This is a genomic window from Pantoea cypripedii, from assembly GCF_002095535.1.
Lineage (GTDB): Bacteria > Pseudomonadota > Gammaproteobacteria > Enterobacterales > Enterobacteriaceae > Pantoea > Pantoea cypripedii.
Map to the genome: position 1 here is coordinate 3,089,721 of NZ_MLJI01000001.1, position 21,554 is coordinate 3,111,274.

Annotated in this window: 19 protein-coding genes; 6 read left to right on the forward strand and 13 right to left on the reverse strand. The window is 56.1% G+C overall.

Annotation, left to right across the window (positions count from 1 at the left end; genetic code table 11):
• Positions 1–14: 14 nt before the first annotated feature.
• From nudK to HA50_RS14260, 8 genes are all read right to left on the reverse strand, one after another.
• Positions 15–593, reverse strand: a complete 579-nt coding sequence (nudK, locus tag HA50_RS14225; protein ID WP_084876244.1) for a GDP-mannose pyrophosphatase NudK — start codon at positions 591–593, stop codon at positions 15–17.
• 159 nt (positions 594–752) lie between these two features.
• Positions 753–1,337: a cytochrome c-type protein NapC gene (gene napC / locus HA50_RS14230; protein ID WP_084876245.1), complete on the reverse strand. Its 585-nt coding sequence runs from the start codon at positions 1,335–1,337 to the stop codon at positions 753–755.
• A gap of 8 nt (positions 1,338–1,345) precedes the next feature.
• A complete protein-coding gene (gene napB, locus HA50_RS14235; protein WP_084876246.1) occupies positions 1,346–1,777 on the reverse strand; it encodes a nitrate reductase cytochrome c-type subunit in 432 nt (143 codons plus the stop codon).
• 11 nt (positions 1,778–1,788) lie between these two features.
• The gene (napA, locus tag HA50_RS14240) at positions 1,789–4,275 is read right to left on the reverse strand and encodes a nitrate reductase catalytic subunit NapA (protein ID WP_084876247.1); all 2,487 of its coding nucleotides are present in this window, start codon (positions 4,273–4,275) and stop codon (positions 1,789–1,791) included.
• Positions 4,266–4,550, reverse strand: a complete 285-nt coding sequence (locus HA50_RS14245; protein ID WP_084876248.1) for a chaperone NapD — start codon at positions 4,548–4,550, stop codon at positions 4,266–4,268. Before HA50_RS14245 ends, napA begins: the two co-directional genes overlap by 10 nt.
• Positions 4,537–5,010 (reverse strand): ferredoxin-type protein NapF, encoded by a 474-nt coding sequence (gene napF / locus HA50_RS14250; RefSeq protein WP_084876249.1) that lies wholly within the window; start codon positions 5,008–5,010, stop codon positions 4,537–4,539. The genes HA50_RS14245 and napF overlap by 14 nt, the downstream gene beginning before the upstream one ends.
• Before the next feature lie 190 nt (positions 5,011–5,200).
• A complete protein-coding gene (gene ansP, locus HA50_RS14255) occupies positions 5,201–6,703 on the reverse strand; it encodes an L-asparagine permease (protein WP_084876250.1) in 1,503 nt (500 codons plus the stop codon).
• 275 nt (positions 6,704–6,978) lie between these two features.
• Positions 6,979–7,251: a YdgH/BhsA/McbA-like domain containing protein gene (locus tag HA50_RS14260; protein ID WP_084876251.1), complete on the reverse strand. Its 273-nt coding sequence runs from the start codon at positions 7,249–7,251 to the stop codon at positions 6,979–6,981.
• 239 nt (positions 7,252–7,490) lie between these two features.
• Here HA50_RS14260 and narQ point away from each other — a divergent pair, with 239 nt between their 5' ends.
• The 3 genes from narQ to acrD all read left to right on the forward strand — a co-directional run bounded on the left by narQ (position 7,491) and on the right by acrD (position 13,153).
• Positions 7,491–9,176, forward strand: a complete 1,686-nt coding sequence (narQ, locus tag HA50_RS14265; protein WP_084876252.1) for a nitrate/nitrite two-component system sensor histidine kinase NarQ — start codon at positions 7,491–7,493, stop codon at positions 9,174–9,176.
• A 31-nt stretch (positions 9,177–9,207) separates the two neighbouring features.
• On the forward strand, positions 9,208–9,840 hold the full coding sequence (locus HA50_RS14270) for a response regulator (RefSeq protein WP_084876253.1): 633 nt from the start codon (positions 9,208–9,210) through the stop codon (positions 9,838–9,840).
• A gap of 196 nt (positions 9,841–10,036) precedes the next feature.
• The gene (gene acrD, locus HA50_RS14275) at positions 10,037–13,153 is read left to right on the forward strand and encodes a multidrug efflux RND transporter permease AcrD (RefSeq protein WP_084876254.1); all 3,117 of its coding nucleotides are present in this window, start codon (positions 10,037–10,039) and stop codon (positions 13,151–13,153) included.
• Between the two features lie 100 nt (positions 13,154–13,253).
• On the opposite strand, the gene ypfM is transcribed toward acrD, so the two are convergent.
• Together ypfM and katG are read right to left on the reverse strand one after the other, a co-directional pair.
• Entirely contained in the window at positions 13,254–13,313 is a 60-nt protein-coding gene (gene ypfM, locus HA50_RS32140; RefSeq protein WP_139810981.1) for a protein YpfM, read from the reverse strand.
• Between the two features lie 369 nt (positions 13,314–13,682).
• Positions 13,683–15,848, reverse strand: coding sequence for a catalase/peroxidase HPI (gene katG, locus HA50_RS14280; RefSeq protein ID WP_084876255.1), 2,166 nt, complete (start codon positions 15,846–15,848; stop codon positions 13,683–13,685).
• A 225-nt stretch (positions 15,849–16,073) separates the two neighbouring features.
• Here katG and HA50_RS14285 point away from each other — a divergent pair, with 225 nt between their 5' ends.
• Genes HA50_RS14285 through HA50_RS14295 form a run of 3 tightly spaced genes read left to right on the forward strand, consistent with a single transcriptional unit; the run spans position 16,074 to position 17,774 of the window.
• Positions 16,074–16,433, forward strand: coding sequence for an ArsC family reductase (locus HA50_RS14285; protein ID WP_084876256.1), 360 nt, complete (start codon positions 16,074–16,076; stop codon positions 16,431–16,433).
• Position 16,434: 1 nt separating this feature from the next.
• A complete protein-coding gene (gene dapE, locus HA50_RS14290) occupies positions 16,435–17,562 on the forward strand; it encodes a succinyl-diaminopimelate desuccinylase (RefSeq protein WP_084876257.1) in 1,128 nt (375 codons plus the stop codon).
• A gap of 23 nt (positions 17,563–17,585) precedes the next feature.
• A complete protein-coding gene (locus HA50_RS14295; RefSeq protein ID WP_084876258.1) occupies positions 17,586–17,774 on the forward strand; it encodes a YpfN family protein in 189 nt (62 codons plus the stop codon).
• A gap of 117 nt (positions 17,775–17,891) precedes the next feature.
• Here HA50_RS14295 and ypfH read toward each other — a convergent pair whose 3' ends face one another.
• The 3 genes from ypfH to ypfJ form a co-directional block, all read right to left on the reverse strand.
• Positions 17,892–18,590 carry an esterase gene (gene ypfH / locus HA50_RS14300; RefSeq protein ID WP_084876259.1) on the reverse strand — a complete coding sequence of 233 codons (699 nt, stop codon included), beginning with the start codon at positions 18,588–18,590 and terminating at the stop codon, positions 17,892–17,894.
• A 73-nt stretch (positions 18,591–18,663) separates the two neighbouring features.
• Positions 18,664–20,643, reverse strand: coding sequence for a tRNA(Met) cytidine acetyltransferase TmcA (locus tag HA50_RS14305; protein ID WP_084876260.1), 1,980 nt, complete (start codon positions 20,641–20,643; stop codon positions 18,664–18,666).
• A complete protein-coding gene (ypfJ, locus tag HA50_RS14310; protein ID WP_084876261.1) occupies positions 20,640–21,506 on the reverse strand; it encodes a KPN_02809 family neutral zinc metallopeptidase in 867 nt (288 codons plus the stop codon). Before ypfJ ends, HA50_RS14305 begins: the two co-directional genes overlap by 4 nt.
• Positions 21,507–21,554 lie beyond the last annotated feature (48 nt).

Below are 21,554 nucleotides of genomic sequence, written 5' to 3' on the forward strand. Positions count from 1 at the left end.
CTTTTATTTTCCCATCAGGCTTTGAGCCAGCCCGCTATCTGCGCATGTTGCAGCAACATAATGGTTTTGCCGTCACAAATACGACCATTCTTCACCATCGCCATCGCCTCCGGAAAAGGCAGCTCCAGTACCGCGATCTCTTCGTCCTCTACGCCGCCGCCATTATTCGTGCGTTGCGCCTCGCTATATTCCGCCGCGAAAAAGTGCACAATTTCAGTGACGCCACCGGGTGACATGTAAGCCTGCCAAAGTTTTTCAACTTTGCCTACCTGATAACCGGTCTCCTCGATCGCCTCTTTGCGGATGCAATCCTCTGGGGTGTCGTCATCCAGCAACCCGGCACAGGCCTCGATCAGCTCACCGCTCTCGTTACCATTAAGGTAAGTGGCGATACGGAACTGACGTATCAGCACCACGCTGTTTTTTTCACGGTTATACAGCAGGATAGTGGCACCGTTGCCGCGATCGTAGACTTCACGTTTGTGACGCAGCACTTCGCCATTGTTGCGGGTGATTTCGTAGGTAAAGTTGCGCAGTACGAACCAATTTTCTGACAGCAACTTCTCTTTGATGATGTTGATCTTTAACGGCATGACCACTCCACAGCAAATTTCGAGGGAGCCTGGCATGATAGGCCGAAGCCAGTGGGAAAACTATCTTAATTGTATTAACCGTCAAAACGCGCAATAAATTGCGTCGCTACCGAACAGTAAAGCAACGCAAGTTATCAGCCGGTTAAAAAAGAACATGCATCAGAACCCGTTCTTTTCCTCTTTCATATCCGGTAAATGGTGGGCGATACCTTTGTGGCAATCGATACAGGTTTTTCCTTCCTCCACCGCTTTGGTATGCATCTTCGCCGCCACGGTCTTCTGCGCGGTAAAATCCATATATTCAAAGTTGTGGCAGTTGCGGCAGGCCTGCGAATTGTTGTTCTTCATCCTGCGCCATTCGTTTTGCGCCAGTTCGAGACGTTTTTCTTCAAACTTCTCGGGCGTATCCACAATGCCGAACACCTTGGCGTAAACCTCTTTACTGGCCTGGAGCTTACGCCACATCTTCGGTCCCCACTCGTGCGGCACATGGCAATCCGGACAGGTGGCACGCACCCCGCTACGGTTGTTGTAATGCACCGTCTGCATATATTCCTGGTAGACGTTATTGCGCATTTCATGGCAACCAATACAGAACTGCTCGCGGTTAGTCATCTCCAGCCCGGTATTAAAACCACCCCAGAAAATGATGCCACCGGCAAAACCAATCAGCAGCAGCGTGCCAATTGCCAGACGGCTGGGTCGACGCCACCAGCGCCAGATTCGGATAATCATCTGTTTCATCGCTGACCTCACTGCCCAAAGCCTTCAGCCGGGCGGAAGGTATTTTCTACCACCGGTTTGGCATCGGTTTGCGGTACATGGCATTGCAGACAAAAGTAGCGGCGCGGTGATACCGAACTGCTGACTAACCCGTCACGGTCAGTAAAGTGTGTCGGGCTAACGCGTGGCGCACCGGTGGTGAGATAGCTCTGCGTACCGTGACATTGCAGGCAGCGGTTGATGTTTTTTGTCACCTGATAGCCATCCACGCTGTGCGGGATCACCGGCGGCTGATTGACATAATTCAGCGGCTTGCGGCTCTGCTCTTTGGGCTGATGGATGGTGCCCTGCTGCGTCGCCGTCACCTCGGGTGACTGATTCAGGTCTACGCCATTCGCGGCCCAGACCGTGCCGCCCAGCATCAGGGCGGCCAATGAGAGAAATGTGATAAGAGGTTTCATTGCATCCTGCCTTAAATTTTCACCAGCTTAACGGCGCATTTTTTGTAATCGGTTTGCTTTGACAGTGGATCGGTGGCGTCCAGCGTGATGTTGTTCACCAGCACCCCGGCATCGAAGAAAGGCGTAAACACCAGCCCCTGCGGTGGCTGATTGCGCCCACGGGTTTCGACGGTGGCGAGGGCTTCACCACGACGTGATACCACGCGCACTTTCTCGCCACGACGCAAACCGCGCGCTTTGGCATCCAGCGGATGGAGATACAGCAGCGCCTGTGGCACGGCGCGGTGCAGCTCCGGCACACGACGCGTCATGGTGCCGGTGTGCCAGTGCTCCAGCACACGACCGGTACAGAACCACAGATCGTATTCGGCATCCGGCGATTCAGCAGGCGGCTCATACGGCAGGGCGAAAATGGTGGCTTTACCGTCCGGCTTACCGTAGAAACGGACGCCCTCCCCGGCTTTGACGTAACTGTCATGGCCTTCGCGATAACGCCAGCGTGTCTCTTTGCCATCGACCACCGGCCAGCGCAGACCACGCGCCTGGTGATAGGTATCGAACGGAGCCAGATCGTGGCCGTGACCCCGACCAAAACTGGCGTACTCTTCGAACAGCCCTTTTTGCAGATAGAAACCAAAAGTGCGTGCATCATCGTTCAGTTGATCGTCCGCCACTTCACTCAGCGGGAACTGATCAACCTGGCCGTTGGCGTACAACACGTCGTACAGGGTTTTGTCCCGCAGCTCCGGTTGCCGGGCGATCAATTCTTCCGGCCACACTTCCGCCACGCGGAAACGTTTAGAGAAATTGACGAGCTGCCACAGGTCGGATTTCGCCTCACCTGGCGCTTTAACCTGTTGATGCCAGAACTGCGTGCGGCGCTCGGCGTTACCATAGGCACCTTCCTTCTCTACCCACATGGCGGTCGGCAGAATCAGATCGGCGGAGAGTGCACTGACAGTCGGATAAGGATCGGATACCACAATGAAATTGCGTTCATCACGCCAGCCCGGCATACGTTCCTGAGTCAGGTTCGGCCCGGCCTGCATGTTGTTGTTGCACATGGACCAGTAGGCATTGATCTTGCCATCTTTCAGCGCTCGATCCTGCTCTACGGCGTGATAACCCACTTTCGCCGGAATGGTACCCGCTGGCAGCTTCCACAGTTTTTCTGCCAGTGCACGATGTTTGTCGTTGGTGACCACCATGTCGGCAGGCAGACGGTGGGAAAAGGTGCCGACTTCACGCGCAGTACCGCAGGCTGATGGCTGCCCGGTCAGCGAGAACGGTCCGGTGCCCGGACGTGAGATTTTGCCCGTCAGCAAGTGCAGGTTGTAGCACAGGTTATTCGCCCACACGCCGCGCGTATGCTGGTTGAAACCCATGGTCCAGTAAGACACCACCTTGACCTTAGGATCGGCATACAACTCAGCCAGCATCACCAGCTGATCTTTCTCCACCCCGCTCATTTCACTGGTTTTTTCCAGCGTGTATTCAGCGACGAATTTCGCGTATTCATCAAAACTGATCGGGGTTGAGTCACCGCTGTTTGGGTTTTTCGCCTTCGCCTGACGGGGATCGGTCGGACGCAGGCCATAACCGATGTCGGTCGCCCCCCGGTGCAAATTCACATGGTTTTGCAGGAAGGTTTTATCCACCTTGCCGTTCTGGATGATGTAGTTGGCAATAAAGTTGAGGATCACCAGATCGGTTTGCGGCGTGAATACCATGCCGTTGTCGGCCAGCTCAAAGCTGCGGTGACGATAGGTAGAAAGCACGGCAACTTTGACGTTTTCATTGCTCAGGCGACGCGCCGTCACACGCGACCAAAGGATCGGGTGCATCTCGGCCATGTTCGATCCCCACAGCACGAAGGCGTCGGCCTGCTCGATATCGTCGTAGCAGCCCATCGGTTCATCCATACCGAAAGTACGCATAAAGCCCACCACCGCCGACGCCATACAGTGGCGTGCGTTCGGATCGAGGTTATTGCTGCGGAAGCCAGCTTTCATTAATTTCGAGGCGGCATAACCTTCCCACAATGTCCACTGGCCGGATCCGAACATTCCGATCGATTCCGGCCCGTTCGCTTTCAGCGCTGCCTTGAATTTCTCTTCCATGATGTCGAACGCCTGATCCCAGCTGACCGGCGTGAATTCACCATTTTTATCGAAACGGCCATCGGTCATGCGCAGCAGTGGCTGGGTCAGACGATCTTTGCCGTACATGATTTTTGGCAGGAAGTAACCCTTGATACAGTTAAGTCCGCGGTTCACTTCCGCCTGCGGATCGCCCTGAGAGGCAACCACCCGGCCATCCTGGGTGCCCACCAGCACACCGCAGCCGGTGCCGCAAAAACGACAAGGCGCTTTTTCCCAGCGAATCGGGGCGGCGAGCGCAGTGGCCGCTTTGGTTACGGTGGGAATCACTAATCCAGCAGCAGTCGCGGCAGCCGCCGCCGCGTTGGCCTTCATAAAATCACGACGACTTAGTTGCATAATGCTTCCTTTGCGGGTTGTTCAAATTCATCCTGCTGGTGATACACCAGAGACACCGCCAGCACGCCGGGAATGTTGCGGGTGGCTTCAATATTGCGCAGCAGCGTCGCGCTGTCGGCGGCACCAAGGGTGACGGCTAATGTGCCGCGTGCCGCGTCTTGTGCGGCGATCTCGCTGTCGGCATACGTCAGCAGCGTCTGGCTGACCTCAGCAACCACCGTTGGGCGTGCCTGAATCACCAGGCCACAGACGTGCCAGCTGTTATTTGTGTTCATGATCTAATCCTGTGGCTGACACCGGGCAAGGTGCGATACATGCGCCGCAGCCAGTGCAATGCTGCGGCACGATTTCCGGTTGGGCGATGCCATTGGCGGTAAGACGAAAGCGGATCGCCTGCTGTTCACAACTTTCCTGGCAACTACGGCAGTTAACGCCCTGAAAGGTGATACAAGCGCGACTGATATGGATGCGCTGCTGCCACGGCTGATGGTCGCGTGGATGAAACAACGCTTGCGGGCAAGCATCTGCGCAAGCACCGCAGAAGGTGCATTCGCCATGCTGAAAATTGAGTTGCGGCAGCGCGCCAGTGGTCAATTGCACAATTTGCGTTGTACAGGCAGCCACACAGTGGCCACATCCATCACAGCCCACCTGATGACGCCACCACGGCAACGCGATCGCCCCCGTGACAGCTTTGCGCTGTCCGGTAAAGAATTCGCGTCGTGACAGCACCATCGGAACACCTATTTCGGAGTAAAAAGTAAGATGCGTAAAATAACCTGACACTAATGAGGGCTATATCACTCGAAAGGTGTAATTCCCGATGCGGGATCAAGTCACCGCACGATTGATGGCGCGGCGGAGAAATGAGCAAAAAAAAGGCCGTCCCACTGGACGGCCCTTCGCACTATCACATCAAAAAAACTTAGCGTGGAGAGTCTTCTGCTAAGGTACGCGAAACCTCTTCTTCACCCTCATGATGGTGATCATGCTCTTTCAGCGCTTCTTCATTGACGCGCTTACGCACGCCAAACCAGCCCAGAACCAGTATCACCGCGATCAACGGGATAGAGGCGATGGTGTAGGTACCGTTCGGATAGTCAAACGCCATCAACACCAGCACGCTGACCAGGAACAGCAGCGTCAGCCAGGAGGTGACCGGTGCCCACGGCAATTTGAAGCTGACATCTTCCGCTTTGCCTTCTTTGATGGCTTTGCGCAGACGCATCTGGCAAACCACAATGAAGCCCCACGAAGAGATGATGCCCAGCGATGCCACGTTCAGCACGATCTCAAACACCTGCGACGGAACATAGTAGTTCAGCACCACACCGACGACGTAAACGGCGATGGTGACCAGAATCCCCGCGAAGGGTACCTGCTGGTTGCTCATCTTCGACATAAACTTCGGTGCCGAGCCACCCATCGACATCGAGCGCAGAATACGGCCGGTGGAGTACAGACCTGAGTTCAGGCTGGAGAGCGCAGCACTCAGCACCACGATGTTCATCACGCTACCGATATAGGGCACGCCGAGTTTGGAGAAGAAGGTCACAAACGGGCTTTGCCCCGCCTGATATGCATTCCACGGCAGCAGCAGCACCAGCAGCACGACTGAACCGACGTAGAACAGACCGATACGCCAGATCACGCTGTTGATGGCTTTCGGCAGCATGGTTTTCGGGTCTTTACACTCACCGGCAGCGGTGCCGACCAGCTCGATCGAGGCGAAAGCAAACACCACCCCTTGCACCAGCACCAGCGCAGGCAGCAGGCCATGCGGGAACAGGCCGCCATTATCGGTGATCAGATGGAAGCCGGTCGTGTTGCCATCCAGCGGCTTACCGCTGCCAAGGAACACCACGCCAACGATCAGGAAGACCACAATCGCCAGTACCTTGATCAGCGCAAACCAGAACTCCATCTCGGCGAACCACTTCACGCCGATCATGTTCATGGTGCCGACAATCGCCAGCGCCCCCAAGGCGAACACCCACTGCGGGACGTCGCCAAACGCGCCCCAGTAATGCATATACAGTGCGACAGCCGTGATATCCACGATACCGGTCATCGCCCAGTTAACAAAGTACATCCAGCCCGCCACATAAGACGCTTTTTCACCAAGGAATTCACGCGCATAGGAGACGAAACTGCCGCTGGAAGGACGATGTAATACCAGTTCGCCCAACGCTCGGAGGATGAAGAAAGAGAAGATACCGCACACCAGGTACACCAGCGCCAGTGCCGGACCCGCCATTTGCAGGCGCGCACCTGCGCCCAAAAACAGACCGGTACCGATAGCGCCACCAATGGCGATCATTTGAACCTGACGATTACCCATCGCTTTGTGGTAACCGGTGTCGTGGGAATTAAGCCAGCGTCGTTTCGCAGCGCGCTGTTCGGCTGCGGTTTTTTTAGTAGGTTTCATAGCTTTCCTGTTTGTCCTGACCATCAATCACCGCTTACCAAACGTTTGCGTAGTGCGGTGCGAAATGGGGTAACCCCCGGAAGCCGGTGGCAGAACGATGCCACACAACCAGCCGGGAAATTACGGCGATGAATCCTACCCGTTCTGCATGAATGAAGCAAAATATACCGCTAGCCTGCACGGGATGATTTGCAATTATCCGTTGCCGTGCACAAAAAAACCGGCCAAAGGATCTGGCCGGTCAGGGTTGCTACAGGGCGAAAACCTGAGGGAAATTAACGGTAAATCTCGGCAGTACCACTCCACATGCTGGAGTCGCCAGGATTTTGCACGCCGATAACGCGGTAATGGCTGGCACCCATCTCTGCGGCTTTCTGCGACAGCTGACGGGTGGCATCGTCGAGCGAACCACTCACGCCACTGACGGAAACGCTGCCCATACTTTGCATATTTTGCGCCTGCTCCGCGTTCAATGCGGTGGCGGCCAGGCTACTGAAACTTAAGGTGGCTAGCAGTGCACCAGCCAGAACGGCATATCGTGTCTTCATGGGGATGCTCCTGGGTTTTTCTGGGAAAATGACTACCCCTAAAGTATTAACCCGCGAACGCAAACCAGATTGCGCCAGCGGTAAATTTGTTCAATATTTCGCCCGTCATCTCAGATTCATCCAGGGAAAGGTAAAGAATGGTTACTTTTTGTACGAATGGTAACCGGGTATGGCGAGATATCGTCGCCGATCTGACTGCGCTGTTTTATAATTCCGCGTTCTGACCAGGGTTTTTAATCGTGATAGTGAAACGTCCCGTAACACGTACCATTGCTCGCGCACTCAGCGCGATTGTACTGCTTTCGCTTCTCACCTCCGGGCTGGCGCTGATGACCCTTTCCAGCAGTCTGCGCGATGCCGAGACGGTCAATGCAGCGGGCTCACTGCGTATGCAGGTTTATCGCCTGGCCTGGGACAGCGCACGCGATCCACAGCAGCTGGCGCATCATATCCAGCTCTATCAACAGACGCTGGAATCACCGGCGTTAAGCGGCCTGGATCGCCCCTGGGTTCCCACTGAAGTCACCAATCGTTATCACTATCTGCGCGACAGCTGGCCGGAGTTGCAGCAGCGCTTACAGCCGCAACACTTGCAGGTTTATCAGCAACAGGTCGCGAGCTATGTAGATGAAATCAATCGTTTTGTGCTGGCGGTGCAACATTATGCCGAGCTGAAAATGAATCTGGTGGTCGCCAGCAGTTTGTTTGGTTTCCTGGCGATTGTCGGCCTGGCGCTGTGGACCATCCGTTTTATTCGCCGCAATGTGGTTGGTCCGCTGGATTCGCTGGTTACCGCCAGCCAGTATGTTGAGCAAACCCGGTTTAGCTTTCCGCCATTACCCCTGGATCAACCCAATGAGCTCGGTGTGCTGGCGCAGGCTTTTACGGCAATGGCATCGCGTTTGCAGTCACATTATCGTCTGCTGGAAGACGCAGTTCAGGAGAAAACCGAAGGCCTGACGCAGGCTAACCGGATGCTGTCGCTGCTGTATGAAAGTTCCCAGATCCTTACCAGTAGCGCGCTCGACCCGGATGTTTTTCACGGCTTGCTCCAGCAACTTAAATTACGCGAAGGTTTCCGCGTGGTGGTGCTGGAGAGTGAAAACCTGACCTTTCAGGCCGGGAGCAGTGATGAAGCGCTGGTATGGCAGCATCTGGCATTGCAGCAGGATGAGCAGTTACTCGGCGAGTTGCGCTGGCAATCCGCTAAGCCCGCGTCTGATGAATTAATGCAAAGTCTCGCCAACATGCTGGCGCGCGCCCTGTGGATCTGGCAAACGCAGAAGCAATATCAGCAAATGCTGCTGATTGAAGAACGTGCCACTATCGCGCGCGAACTTCACGATTCGCTGGCGCAGTCACTCTCCTTTCTGCGAATCCAGCTTACTCTGCTGCGACGCACGGTTGATGGCAGCCAGCCACAGGCGCAAAGTATCATCAGCGAATTTGATCGCGCGCTGGCGGATGCCTATCAGCAACTGCGCGAGCTGTTGACCACCTTCCGCCTGACCATCGAGCAGGCCGATCTGGTGGCCGCGATGCAGGCCATGATCGTGCCCCTGCAGGAGCAATCTCAGGCGGAAATCCAGTTTGATTATCAACCCGGATTGCAGAGCCTGGATGCACAGCAGCAGGTGCATGTGTTACAGATTGCCCGCGAAGCACTGCTCAATGCGATCCGCCATGCGGGGGCACAGCAGATTACCATTCGCTATCAGCGTGTTGCCGATGAGGATCATCTGTTAACCATTGAAGACGATGGCAAAGGGATACGCAGTACGGAAGAACCGCCAGGCCACTATGGCCTGACAATTATGGCAGAACGCGCCGCGCGCCTGTCTGGCACGCTGCTGATTACCCCGCAGGAGCACGGCACACGGGTGACATTACGTTTCCCGCCACGCCCGATGCACCTGCTGGAATAACAGGCTACATGGACCGTTTATTGGAGAGAATATGGAACTGCAAACTCTGACAATTATGATCGTTGATGACCACCCGCTGATGCGCCGTGGCATTCGCCAGTTGCTGGCTCTGGAACCGCAGTTACAGGTGGTCGCCGAGGCCAATAATGGCACCGAGGCGCTGGCCGAGGCCCGTCGCCTGGCACCTGACGTCATTCTGCTCGATCTCAATATGAAAGGGATGTCGGGGCTGGATACGCTGAAGGCACTGCGTAATGAGGAAATCTCATCACGCATCCTGGTACTCACCGTCTCGGACGCCCGTAATGATATCTACGCCATGGTTGATGCCGGTGCCGACGGTTACTTATTGAAGGACAGCGAACCTGAGCAGTTGCTGCAGCAAATTATGCGCGGCGCACAAGGTGAAAATGTGTTCAGCGAGGTGGTCGTTGAATATCTGGAGAACCGCCCCCACAGTTCTAACCCCTTCCGCCTGTTAACCGAACGCGAATTGGATGTGCTACAGGAAGTCGCGCGCGGATTGTCAAATAAAGAGATTGCTAACACCCTGCATATTTCGGAAGAGACGGTGAAGGTGCACATCCGTAATATGCTGCGCAAGCTCGACGTGCGCTCGCGCGTGGCTGCCACCGTCCTTTGGCTGGAAAGCCGCAATGTTTAGCACATCACCAAAACCCGTCGGGAGATTTACACTTTCTCCATAATTTCTCCACGATTCTCTAATTTGCGCCGCGTAGAGTAAGCTGCGGCAGGAGATGTCCCAGGATAGCGCTTCCACTCCGCCAGCGTGAACCCAGCCAGGGTTCACGCTTCTGATAATAAAAGTAAAAAATACGCAGCTGAGGAGTGTCGGTTCCATGTCGAATTTTTTTATCGACCGCCCCATTTTTGCCTGGGTTCTGGCGATTTTACTTTGCTTATGCGGCACACTGGCGATCATCTCGCTGCCGGTTGAGCAATATCCCGACCTCGCGCCGCCTAACGTGCGCATCACCGCCAACTATCCCGGTGCCTCAGCAGAAACGCTGGAGAACACCGTCACTCAGGTTATCGAGCAGAACATGACCGGCATCGATCACCTGATGTACATGTCCTCGAACAGCAGCAACATCGGTCAGGCACAAATCACCCTCACCTTTACTGCCGGTACCGACCCCGACGAAGCCCGTCAGCAGGTGCAAAACCAGCTACAATCCGCCTTGCGTAAACTGCCTGCGGCGGTGCAATCGCAGGGGGTGACGGTCAATAAAACCGGCGACAGCAATATCCTGATGATTGCTTTTGTTTCTACCGACGGAAGTATGGACAAACAGGATATTTCAGATTATGTCGCCAGTAACATTCAGGATCCGCTCAGCCGTATCGATGGCGTTGGCGAGGTTGATGCCTATGGTTCGCAATATTCGATGCGTATCTGGCTCGATCCGAACAAGCTGATAGCCTATGCGCTGACCACCGATGATGTGGTGAGTGCGATTGAATCACAGAACAATCAGGTGGCGGTGGGCCAGGTTGGAGGATTGCCGTCAGTGGCGAAGCAGGCGCTTAACGCCACGGTCAATGCCCAGTCGATGCTGCAAACCCCGGAGCAATTCAAAGCCATTACCCTGAAAACCAATCCTGATGGTTCGGTGGTCACGCTGGGCGATGTGGCCGATGTCGCTCTGGGTGCCGAAAAATATGATTATCTCAGCCGCTACAACGGGCAGCCCGCTTCCGGCCTCGGTATTAAACTGGCGTCCGGTGCCAATGAGATGAATACCGATAAGCTGGTACGCGCCCGCGTTGCCGAGCTGTCGCAGTATTTCCCGCACGGACTGGAGGCGAAGATCGCCTACGAAACCACGCCGTTCGTCAAAGCTTCTATCACCGATGTGGTGAAAACCCTGCTGGAAGCCATCCTGCTGGTATTCCTGGTGATGTACCTGTTCCTGCAAAACTTCCGCGCCACGCTGATCCCGACCATTGCAGTGCCGGTGGTCTTGCTGGGTACCTTCGCGGTGCTCTACGCCTGTGGTTACAGTATCAATACCCTCACCATGTTCGCGACGGTGCTGGCCATCGGGCTGCTGGTGGATGATGCCATCGTCGTCGTCGAAAACGTCGAGCGCATCATGAGCGAGGAAGGATTATCGCCACGGGCTGCGACACGCAAATCGATGGGGCAGATTCAGGGGGCGCTGGTCGGCATTGCGCTGGTGTTATCAGCGGTGTTTGTGCCGATGGCCTTTTTTGGCGGTACCGTCGGCGCAATTTACCGCCAGTTCTCCATTACCATCGTCTCGGCGATGGTGCTGTCAGTGCTGGTGGCGCTGATCCTCACCCCGGCGCTGTGCTCCACCCTGCTGAAGCCGCTGACTCAGGGTCAGCATCATGGTCGCCGTGGCTTTTTTGGCTGGTTTAACCGCGTGTTCAACAGCAATGCCGAACGCTATGAGCGCGGCGTGGCGCGCATTCTGGTGAAAAGCGGCCGCTGGATGTTGATCTATCTGGTGATCATCGGCCTGATGGCCTTTCTGTTTATCCGCCTGCCCACTTCGTTCCTGCCACAGGAAGACCGTGGGGTATTTCTGACCCAGGTGCAATTGCCGCCGGGAGCCACGCTGGAGCAAACCTCCAACGTGGTGGCGAAGGTGGAAAATTATTATATGACCGCCGAGAAAGATAACGTGCTGTCCGTCTTCTCCACCATCGGTGCTGGCCCTGGCGGTAACGGCCAGAACGTGGCGCGTCTGTTTATCCGCCTCAAGGATTGGGAGGAACGCCCAGGTTCCGATCGCACCTCCTTTGCCATCATCGATCGTGCCACCAAAGCCTTCCACAAGATCCGGGAAGCCAGGGTTATCGCCAGCAGCCCACCGGCGATTACGGGCCTCGGCAGCTCTTCCGGCTTCGATTTAGAATTGCAGGACCACGGCGGTATCGGGCACACGGCGCTGATGGCCATGCGCGATAAGTTGCTGGAGCTGGCAGCCAGCAACCCGCAGCTATCGCGTGTGCGTCACAACGGCCTCGACGACAGCCCGCAGTTGCAGATTGATGTTGACCAGCGCAAGGCACAGGCGCTGGGGGTATCAGTAGATATCATCAACGATACCCTGACCACTGCCTGGGGTTCGACCTACGTTAATGATTTTATTGACCGTGGCCGTGTCAAAAAGGTTTACGTCCAGGCAGCCCCGGAATTCCGCATGCTGCCGGATGACATCAATAAATGGTATGTCCGTAACAGCAGCGGCACCATGGTGCCCTTCTCTGCCTTCGCCACCAGCCGCTGGGAAGTGGGTTCACCACGTCTGGAGCGTTATAACGGTTATTCATCGCTGGAGATTGTCGGTGAAGCCGCCAACGGCGTCAGTAGCGGTACGGCGATGGACGTGATGGAGAAGCTGGTGAGTCAGTTGCCGCTGGGCGTGGGCTTCCAGTGGACTGGCGCGTCTTATCAGGAACGCCTCTCCGGTTCGCAGGCCCCGGCGCTGTATGCCATTTCGTTACTGGTGGTGTTCCTGTGTCTGGCGGCGCTGTATGAAAGTTGGTCGATTCCGTTCTCGGTGATGCTGGTAGTGCCACTCGGCGTGGTGGGGGCATTAATCGCCACCTGGCTACGCGGGCTGGAAAACGATGTCTATTTCCAGGTCGGACTGCTGACGGTGATTGGGTTGTCGGCGAAGAACGCCATTCTGATTGTGGAATTCGCTAACGAGATCAACAGCAAAGGACGTGAGTTAATCGAAGCCACACTGGAAGCCTCACGTCAGCGTCTGCGTCCGATCCTGATGACCTCGCTGGCATTTATCTTTGGTGTGCTGCCTATGGCGATCAGCGCGGGTGCCGGTTCCGGCAGCCAGCACGCGGTGGGAACAGGGGTGATGGGTGGGATGATTTCCGCGACCGTGCTGGCGATCTTCTTTGTGCCGCTGTTCTTTGTGCTGGTGCGCCGCCGCTTCCCGTTGAAAGACAAGCCGCATGATTAAGCGATAAAAAATTAAGGCAGCCTGATTATCGGCTGCCTTATTTTTTGTTTGGTAAGAATTACAGCAAGTTGGGGATGTGCCCTGCTTTTCTCTTCGCGGATTACTTACGTAACATCGCGTCAATAAATTCTTTCCAGTTCCCCAGTTCAGTGTCAACCATAATACCCTCTCTTATTGTGCCGCCGAGTGTACGCCGTTTTTTTCTACAGGTGAATACGCTTCCACCTGTTATCTGTATCGGCAAAAGCTGGCAAAAGCTGTAATTTGCTCAAATTGTGTACTGACGCACATTTCAGCAAACCCCTAACGTAGTGGAAGAAAATTCCTGGTGACAACGCGTAGCACAATTTTTTGATTAGGAAGATTCTGATCAGGCTTATGGTGCGGCGGGCAATTATTCACGGGGCTAATGAAAGCGGTTACTGGTACTAAACGGCAGGAGTTTTGGCAGAATCCGTAACGGCGCGATTTATCGCGCAATATCAGGAAAAAGACTTCCGGGATCGCTCCCGGAAGCCCGATTTACAACTTAGAAACGATCAAGATTCATCACTTTGGTCCAGGCCGCCACGAAGTCATGGACCAACTTCTCACCGCCATCACTGCTGGCGTACACTTCCGCCAGCGCGCGCAGAATGGCGTTAGAACCGAACACCAGATCGGCACGGGTGGCGCTGAATTTAACCACACCGCTGCTGCGCTCACGACCTTCATACAGTCCTTTCGCCTGATCAACCGATTTCCACTCATTGCCCATATCCAGCAGATTGACAAAGAAATCGTTGCTCAGCACACCCTTACGGCTGGTAAACACGCCGTGATCGCTACCATCGAAGTTGGCACCCAGTACGCGCAAACCACCGACCAGCGCCGTCAGCTCTGGTGGGGTTAACGTCAGTTGCTGTGCTTTATCGATCAGCTGCGTTTCAGCTTCCTGAGTGGTGCCTGCACGCTGGTAATTGCGGAAACCATCATAGCCCGGTTCCAGCAGCGCGAAGGCTTCCACATCAGTTTGCTCCTGAGTGGCATCCACGCGACCCGAGGTGAACGGCACTTTCACCGCCACATTGGCCGCCTGCGCTGCCTGCTCTACGCCGACCACGCCCGCCAGCACAATCACATCGGCCAGCGAAGCTTTACCGGATGCCTGTTGCACAGCGATCAATTTGTTCAACGCAGGCTGAATGCTGGCATTGACTTCCCAGCTGTTCTGCGGCGCTAACGCCACACGGGCACCGTTGGCACCACCGCGTTTATCACCACCACGGAAGGTTGAGGCTGAAGCCCAGGCAACAGAGACCAGCTCACCCACCGACAATCCGGTATCGGCAATCGCCGCTTTCAGGTTATCGATGTCAGCGGGCGTCGGGTTATGCGACGGCGTCGGCAGCGGATCCTGCCAGATCAACGCTTCTTTTGGCACTTCCGGGCCTAAGTAACGTGCAATCGGCCCCATATCGCGGTGGGTCAGTTTAAACCAGGCACGGGCGAAGGCTTCATTAAACGCCTGCGGGTTATTCAGGAAACGACGTGAGATTTTCTCGAATTCAGGATCAAAACGCAGCGTCAGGTCGGTCACCAGCATGGTCGGCTTACGTTTTTTCGCCGGGTCAAACGGGTCTGGAATGATTTCCGGTGCGTCAACCGCTTCATACTGGATTGCGCCTGCCGGGCTGTGCGTTTTAACCCACTCGTATTTGAACAGATTCTCGAAGAAGTAGTTGCTCCACTGCGTCGGGGTTTGCGTCCATACCACTTCCAGGCCGGAAGTGATGGCATCCGCACCGACACCGCTGTTGTAGCTGCTTTGCCAGCCGAAGCCCTGTGATTCCAGCGGGGCGGCTTCCGGTTCTGCACCCACATGGCTGGCTGCACCGGCACCGTGGGTTTTACCCAGCGTATGACCACCGGCAATCAGCGCCACGGTTTCTTCATCGTCCATGCCCATATTGCCGAAGGTGGCACGGATGGCCGGGGCGGCAGAAGCCGGATCGCCGCTGGCGTTCGGACCTTCCGGGTTAACGTAAATCAGGCCCATTTCTGTCGCGGAGAGCGGATTTTTCGCCAGCGCTTCAGGATGACGATGGCTCAACCAGGTTTTCTCATCACCCCAGTTCACATCCTGATCCGGTTCCCAGACATCCTCACGTCCGGCACCGAAACCAAAGGTGCGGAAACCAGCGTTTTCCAGCGCCACGTTCCCCGCCAGGATATAGAGGTCGGCCCAGGAAATTTTCTGACCATATTTTTGTTTCACCGGCCACAGCAGGCGGCGCGCTTTATCCAGGCTGACGTTATCCGGCCAGGAGTTCAGAGGCGAAAAGCGCTGCTGACCGCGACCGGAACCGCCGCGACCATCGGTCATACGGTAGGTCCCTGCGCTATGCCAGGCCATGCGAATAAACAGACCGGCATAGTTACCCCAGTCGGCAGGCCACCAGGGTTGAGAGTCGGTGAGCAGTGCTTTCAGGTCGGCTTTCAGGGCAAAGTAATCGAGCTGGCTAAAGGCTTCGCGATAGTTGAAGTTTTCACCGAGGGGATTCGAACGATTGGAATGCTGATTCAGTAAATCGACACGCAACTGCTTAGGCCACCAGTCACGGTTGTTGGTTCCGCCACCCGCAGCAGGCAAATCGGCGCCCTGGTGGAAAGGGCATTTGGCTGCTGACGGGGTTGTTTCGTTGGAATTGCTCATGTTGCTCTCCGCTTTTTTAATTTGCGACTAGATTAAAACACCTCAATTGATAGGTAATACTCGTTTATATCAAACGATTTGATAGTTATTATCTTCATACAGCGACAGACCAGCGCTTTATTGCCCGGGGGGATGAGAGATCGCTGTTATCCCCTCTGGCAACCTTGTTACAATCCCTGGCCGACCACGCAATTAATCTTCACGCTAAAAGAGTAGTCAAATACTATGTTCCAGCTCTACGGCATTAAAAATTGTGACACCATTAAAAAAGCTCGCCGATATTTAGAGGCTTCTGGCATCGATTATCGTTTCCATGATTACCGCGTTGATGGCGTGGACGATGCCCTGTTGCAGTCGTTTATTGATCAGCTTGGCTATGAGCCGCTGCTTAACACCCGTGGCACCACCTGGCGCAAACTGCCGGAAGCGGAACGCGCAGCGGTGCAGGATGCTGACAGCGCCAAAGCCATCATGCTGGCACAGCCCGCGGTAATCAAACGTCCGGTACTGGCGGCTGCCAATGGTGACTTGCTGGTCGGCTTCAATGAATCCCTTTATCACGCGTTTATCCAGGAGAAGTCATAACATGTTCTGTCCGGTTATTGAGCTGGCTCAGCAGCTGATTCGCCGTCCTTCCCTCAGCCCGGACGATGCGGGTTGTCAGGCGCTGCTGATTGCCCGACTGGAAGCCATTGGCTTCACCGTGGAACCGATGCACATTGACGATACCCTGAATTTCTGGGCAACGCGTGGTCAGGGAGAAACCCTGGCGTTTGCCGGTCACACCGACGTGGTGCCTCCGGGCGACGCCAACCGCTGGATCAATCCCCCATTCGAACCCACCATCCGCGATGGCATGCTGTTTGGCCGTGGTGCTGCGGATATGAAAGGCTCGCTGGCCGCGATGGTGGTTGCCGCAGAACGTTTCGTCGCCGCGCACCCGAATCACAAGGGCCGCCTCGCCTTTCTGATTACCTCAGACGAAGAAGCCAGCGCCGCTAACGGCACGGTAAAAGTGGTTGAGCGTCTGATGGCGCGTCATGAGCGGATGGATTACTGCCTGGTGGGTGAACCTTCCAGCACCGAAGTGGTGGGTGATGTGGTGAAAAATGGCCGTCGTGGCTCGATCACCGCCAACCTGACCATTCACGGTGTGCAAGGCCACGTAGCTTATCCACATCTGGCGGATAACCCGGTGCATCGCGCCATGCCCGCGTTAAATGAACTGGTCGCTACCGAGTGGGATCAGGGTAACGAATTCTTCCCGCCAACCAGCATGCAAATTGCTAACGTGCAGGCGGGTACCGGCAGCAACAACGTGATCCCCGGCGAGTTTTTCGTACAATTCAATTTCCGTTTCAGCACCGAACTGACCGATCAAATGATCCGCGATCGCGTTGCCGCCCTGCTCGATCGCTACCAGTTGCACTACACGCTGGAGTGGAAACTTTCCGGCCAGCCGTTCCTGACGTCGCGCGGTAAACTGGTGGATGCCGTAGTGAACGCTGTGGCGCACTATAATGAAATCAGGCCGCAGCTGTTAACGACCGGCGGCACCTCTGACGGACGTTTCATCGCCCGTATGGGAGCACAGGTGGTAGAACTCGGTCCGGTGAATGCCACCATTCATAAAATCAATGAGTGCGTGAAGGCGTCAGATTTGCAGATGTTGAGCCGCATGTATCAGCGCATCATGGAACAGCTGATCGCCTGAGGACACGCATAAGGAGCGGGCAAATGGAATGGTTGAAAGAGTATTGGTGGATCCTGGTGATCCTGCTGATGGTCGGTATTTTGATGAACGTTTATAAAGACCTGAAACGTATCGATCATAAAAAATTCATGGATAACAAACCGGATCTGCCGCCGCATCGCGATTTCAACGACAAGTGGGACGATGATGACGACTGGCCGAAGAAAAAATAAACACTGGCAATAAATCACACCCCATTGTAGCGGCGCGATTTATCGCGCATTTCTTACCGTATACCGGCTAAAAGATGCGCGATAAATCGCGCCGCTACGACACAGGCAAATTTTTGCTTATACCATCATCACCACATCGTCATCGCCAGGTTTGGCACCGCTCAGCGCCTCGTCAAAATAACGCTTTGGCACGGTATAGCGCAGATGGTTCAGCGCCAGTTCCATGCTGCGATGGTCAATGGCATGTGGCAAATCTTCAACAATATCCAGCGTCACATCGCCACCCAGCGCGGTTAAGCGCTGTGCTGCTTCTTCTGCATGCTGCATCGGGATCTGATCATCATAGTCGCCATGAATCAGATGGATGGTGGTACGGGTACTGGCACGCTCCGGCAGCGTGGCATAACGTCCGCTGAATGCCACCACGCGCCCGGCCAGATCAGGCTGCGCTTTCACCCCTTCCAGCACCATGGTGCTACCCTGCGAGAAGCCAATCAGCGCCGTCGCTTCAGGCCGCACGCCACTCTGCTGTTGCCAGTGACGCACCGACTCAACAAACTCCGGCATCGCCGCGTTGACGCCCTGTTGCTCCGAACGATCGTGCGCCGGAATTTCGGCAAACCATTTACGCCCCTGGGGAACGCTGCCGGGCAAAGGCGCGCCAACCGCCACCACCTGCGCTTCCGGGAAAGCACGGGCAAACCAGCTGCCAATTTGCGCCATTGATTCCGGGTTATCGTTCACGCCGTGGTACAGCAGAAACAGCTGGGCGGGATCGGTGCTCGGTTGCTGAACAATTACATAATGTAGTGCCATAACATCCTCCTGACATCACTATACGCCACTGCCTGGCGAGTGATATTGGGAAAATTTGAACGAGATAATGGATTTATTGCAACGAAGCAAGCCGCTGTTGCCAGCTTACGTCCATGCTGGCGTCCCGCTGTTGCAGCGCCTGAGCCACCTCGGCACGTAGCTTTATCATCAATGCTTTGCGCCCGCTGATCCCGGCCTGACGAGCCACCTCACTCAGCGCTTGTTTTTGCATAAGTATGGCGTGTAACAGCGGCAGATGCAGCGGGGTCTGGCGTATCAGACGCTGTAACGCGGCATAGCTGGCCTCCCACGGACGTTGCGCCCAGGCAAAACCGGCAAGCAGCGCGAGGTCATCTTCATCAACTTGCTGCGCATCATGCGCCACCAGCGGTAAATCCAGCCCGATTAACTGTTGCAGCCAGCGCCAGTCACGCGCCAGACGCCGTGCCGCCTGCTGCTGTAACGCCTGCGCGGCTGGCGTCAGCGCCAGCATTGCCATCGCGGCATAGCAGCCGCTGCTGGCTTCGCGCTGGGAACCGATGCGCACCAGAGTGAAACCACAGCGCTGCCAGAAGCGCCACAAGGTTTCCGTATAACCAAAACTGACCGAGAGATAATCGCAGCCCTGTGCCTGCTGACGCGCAGCCGCCACCAGCGCGCTACCGATGCCGCGTTGCCGCACGGCGGCCATCACCGCGATACGGCTGATACGCTGTGAACGCAGCGTGGCAGCCTCAGGAAAGCCCGCATGGGCCGCCAGCGACTGAGCCACCAGGTTGCCGCGCGGACGGCGCACCCCAGCCCATACCGCCCAGGCCAGTGAAGCATCCAGTCCTCCCTCTTCCACCAGCCACAGCGCTCCCTGCACGTTGTCGGGTGTCCCGGCCAGCCAGAAACGCATCCCCGGCGCATCCAGCATGCGCCGTAAATCGAGCGGCGTGGTGCGATAGTGCGCACTGGAAAGCAGACGATAACCCGCCGCCAATGCTTCAGGATGAAGCTCCGGCGTCGCTGGAAACAGCGTCATCTCAGCTGGGGCCTCGCTCTCCTGCGCATCCTCAAATAACAACGCGTGACTCAACCAGGCTTCCAGCGGATCCTCGGGAGACCAGCGTAGCGGCTCATCCAGCGTGAAATAACACACATCCGGCAATGAGGCACAGAAGCGCAGCATAAACCCGCGCCCGGTGCCTTCGTAACCCTGCACGGTGGTGGTCAGTAATACCCGTGGGAAACGCGCCACCAGCTGCGACAACAGCGGTGCGGGGATGGCAGCGGCTTCGTCGATAATCAGCCATGAGGCATCTGGCGGGGGTTCCTGCGCCAGCAACGCATCCGGGGCGATAAAGTGAAAATGTTCCCCGGCGAACTGCGCCAGCACATCGGTAGAGACTTTGGCGGGAGCGGTGACGAGGCAATGACCATTTTGCTGCGCCAGCATCCCGGCCAGCGCCGACTTCCCACGCCCGCGCGCGGCGGTGATAACGGCCACGCCCGCAGGCATGGTGAGCAATTGTTGCAGGATGCGCTGCTGTTGCTGCGGGGCCTGGCAATGCCAGTCAGGAAAAACGGTCGTAGCCGGTTCCCGCACCGGAAGCCCTTCACGCAGCAGCATAATTTGCGCATCCGCCAGCATCTGTTGTTGCAGCTGACGGGTGAAATGCGGCGTGGCAATCGGCTGGCTGACGTCCGCCCAACGCAGGCTGTCGGCATCAGGCCGGGTGGCCCATTCCTGCCAGGGTGGCGTCAGTAGCAGCAGCCAGCTTCCGGCGGTCAGCGTACCCGCCAGTGCGGCAAAGGCTTCCGCATGGAAACCGTGGCGAGCATCGAAAATGGCGTGATGAAATTCGCGACCCAGCAGGGTGCGCAGTGCTGCTGGCGGGTGAGAAGCGACATCAGGTACGTTTAACTCGCTGATGGTCAGCCAGTCACCGGGTAACGCCGCCCGCCAGACACTGGCCTTCTGCTGCGTCCAGTCGCTGCTGCCGCTTATCACGCATAAACGGCGAATGCCTGCCCGCTGCATCGCCGTGCTGATGTCAGGCAAATTCATCCGTTAGTGGCGAAGGTGTTGCATTGCCCGGGATTACCGCTGTCGAAACCGCGTTTAAACCAGGTATAACGCTGCTGCGAGGTGCCGTGGGTAAAGCTGTCCGGCACCACCCGCCCCTGGCTTTTTTGTTGCAGGCGGTCATCACCAATCGCCTCGGCGGCATTCAGGGCTTCCTGCAAATCACCCACTTCGAGGATATTCTGCTGCTGCATATAATGGCCCCAGACACCGGCAAAGCAGTCTGCCTGTAGCTCCATTTTCACCGAGAGCTGATTGACCTGCGTCTGGCTGGCACCCTGCTGCATCTGGCGCACTTTCGGTTCGATACCCAGCAGTTTCTGTACGTGATGGCCGACTTCGTGGGCGATCACATAGCCCTGGGCAAAGTCCCCCCCCGCGCCGAGTTTGGTTTTCATCTCATCGTAAAATGACAGGTCGATATAAACGGTTTGATCCGTTGGGCAGTAGAACGGTCCCATCACTGACTGACCGGTGCCACAACCGGTGCGGGTGGCACCACGATACATCACCAGTTTGGGCGGCACGTACTGCTTGCCCATCTGCTGGAACAGCTTGCTCCAGGTATCTTCGGTGGTGGCCAGAATCACCGAGGTGAATTTTGCCGCTTCATCCTGCGCCGGGTTGGCGCGTTGATGTTGCTGAGTGGTGGGAGTGAGGTTGCCGCCACCTTCGAACAGCGCCGTCAGGTCATAGCCGTAATAACCGGCCACTGCGACGATGATTAATAAGATGATACCGCCTTTACCACGCGGCAGACGTATTTGTCGCCCCTCGTAACCACCTGGCGACTGGTCACGTCGGTCTTCCACATTGTCGCTTTCGCGACGTCCCTGCCAGCGCATGGCGTGCTCCTTTGTTCATCAAATTAACTTTGCATGATTTTAGATGGC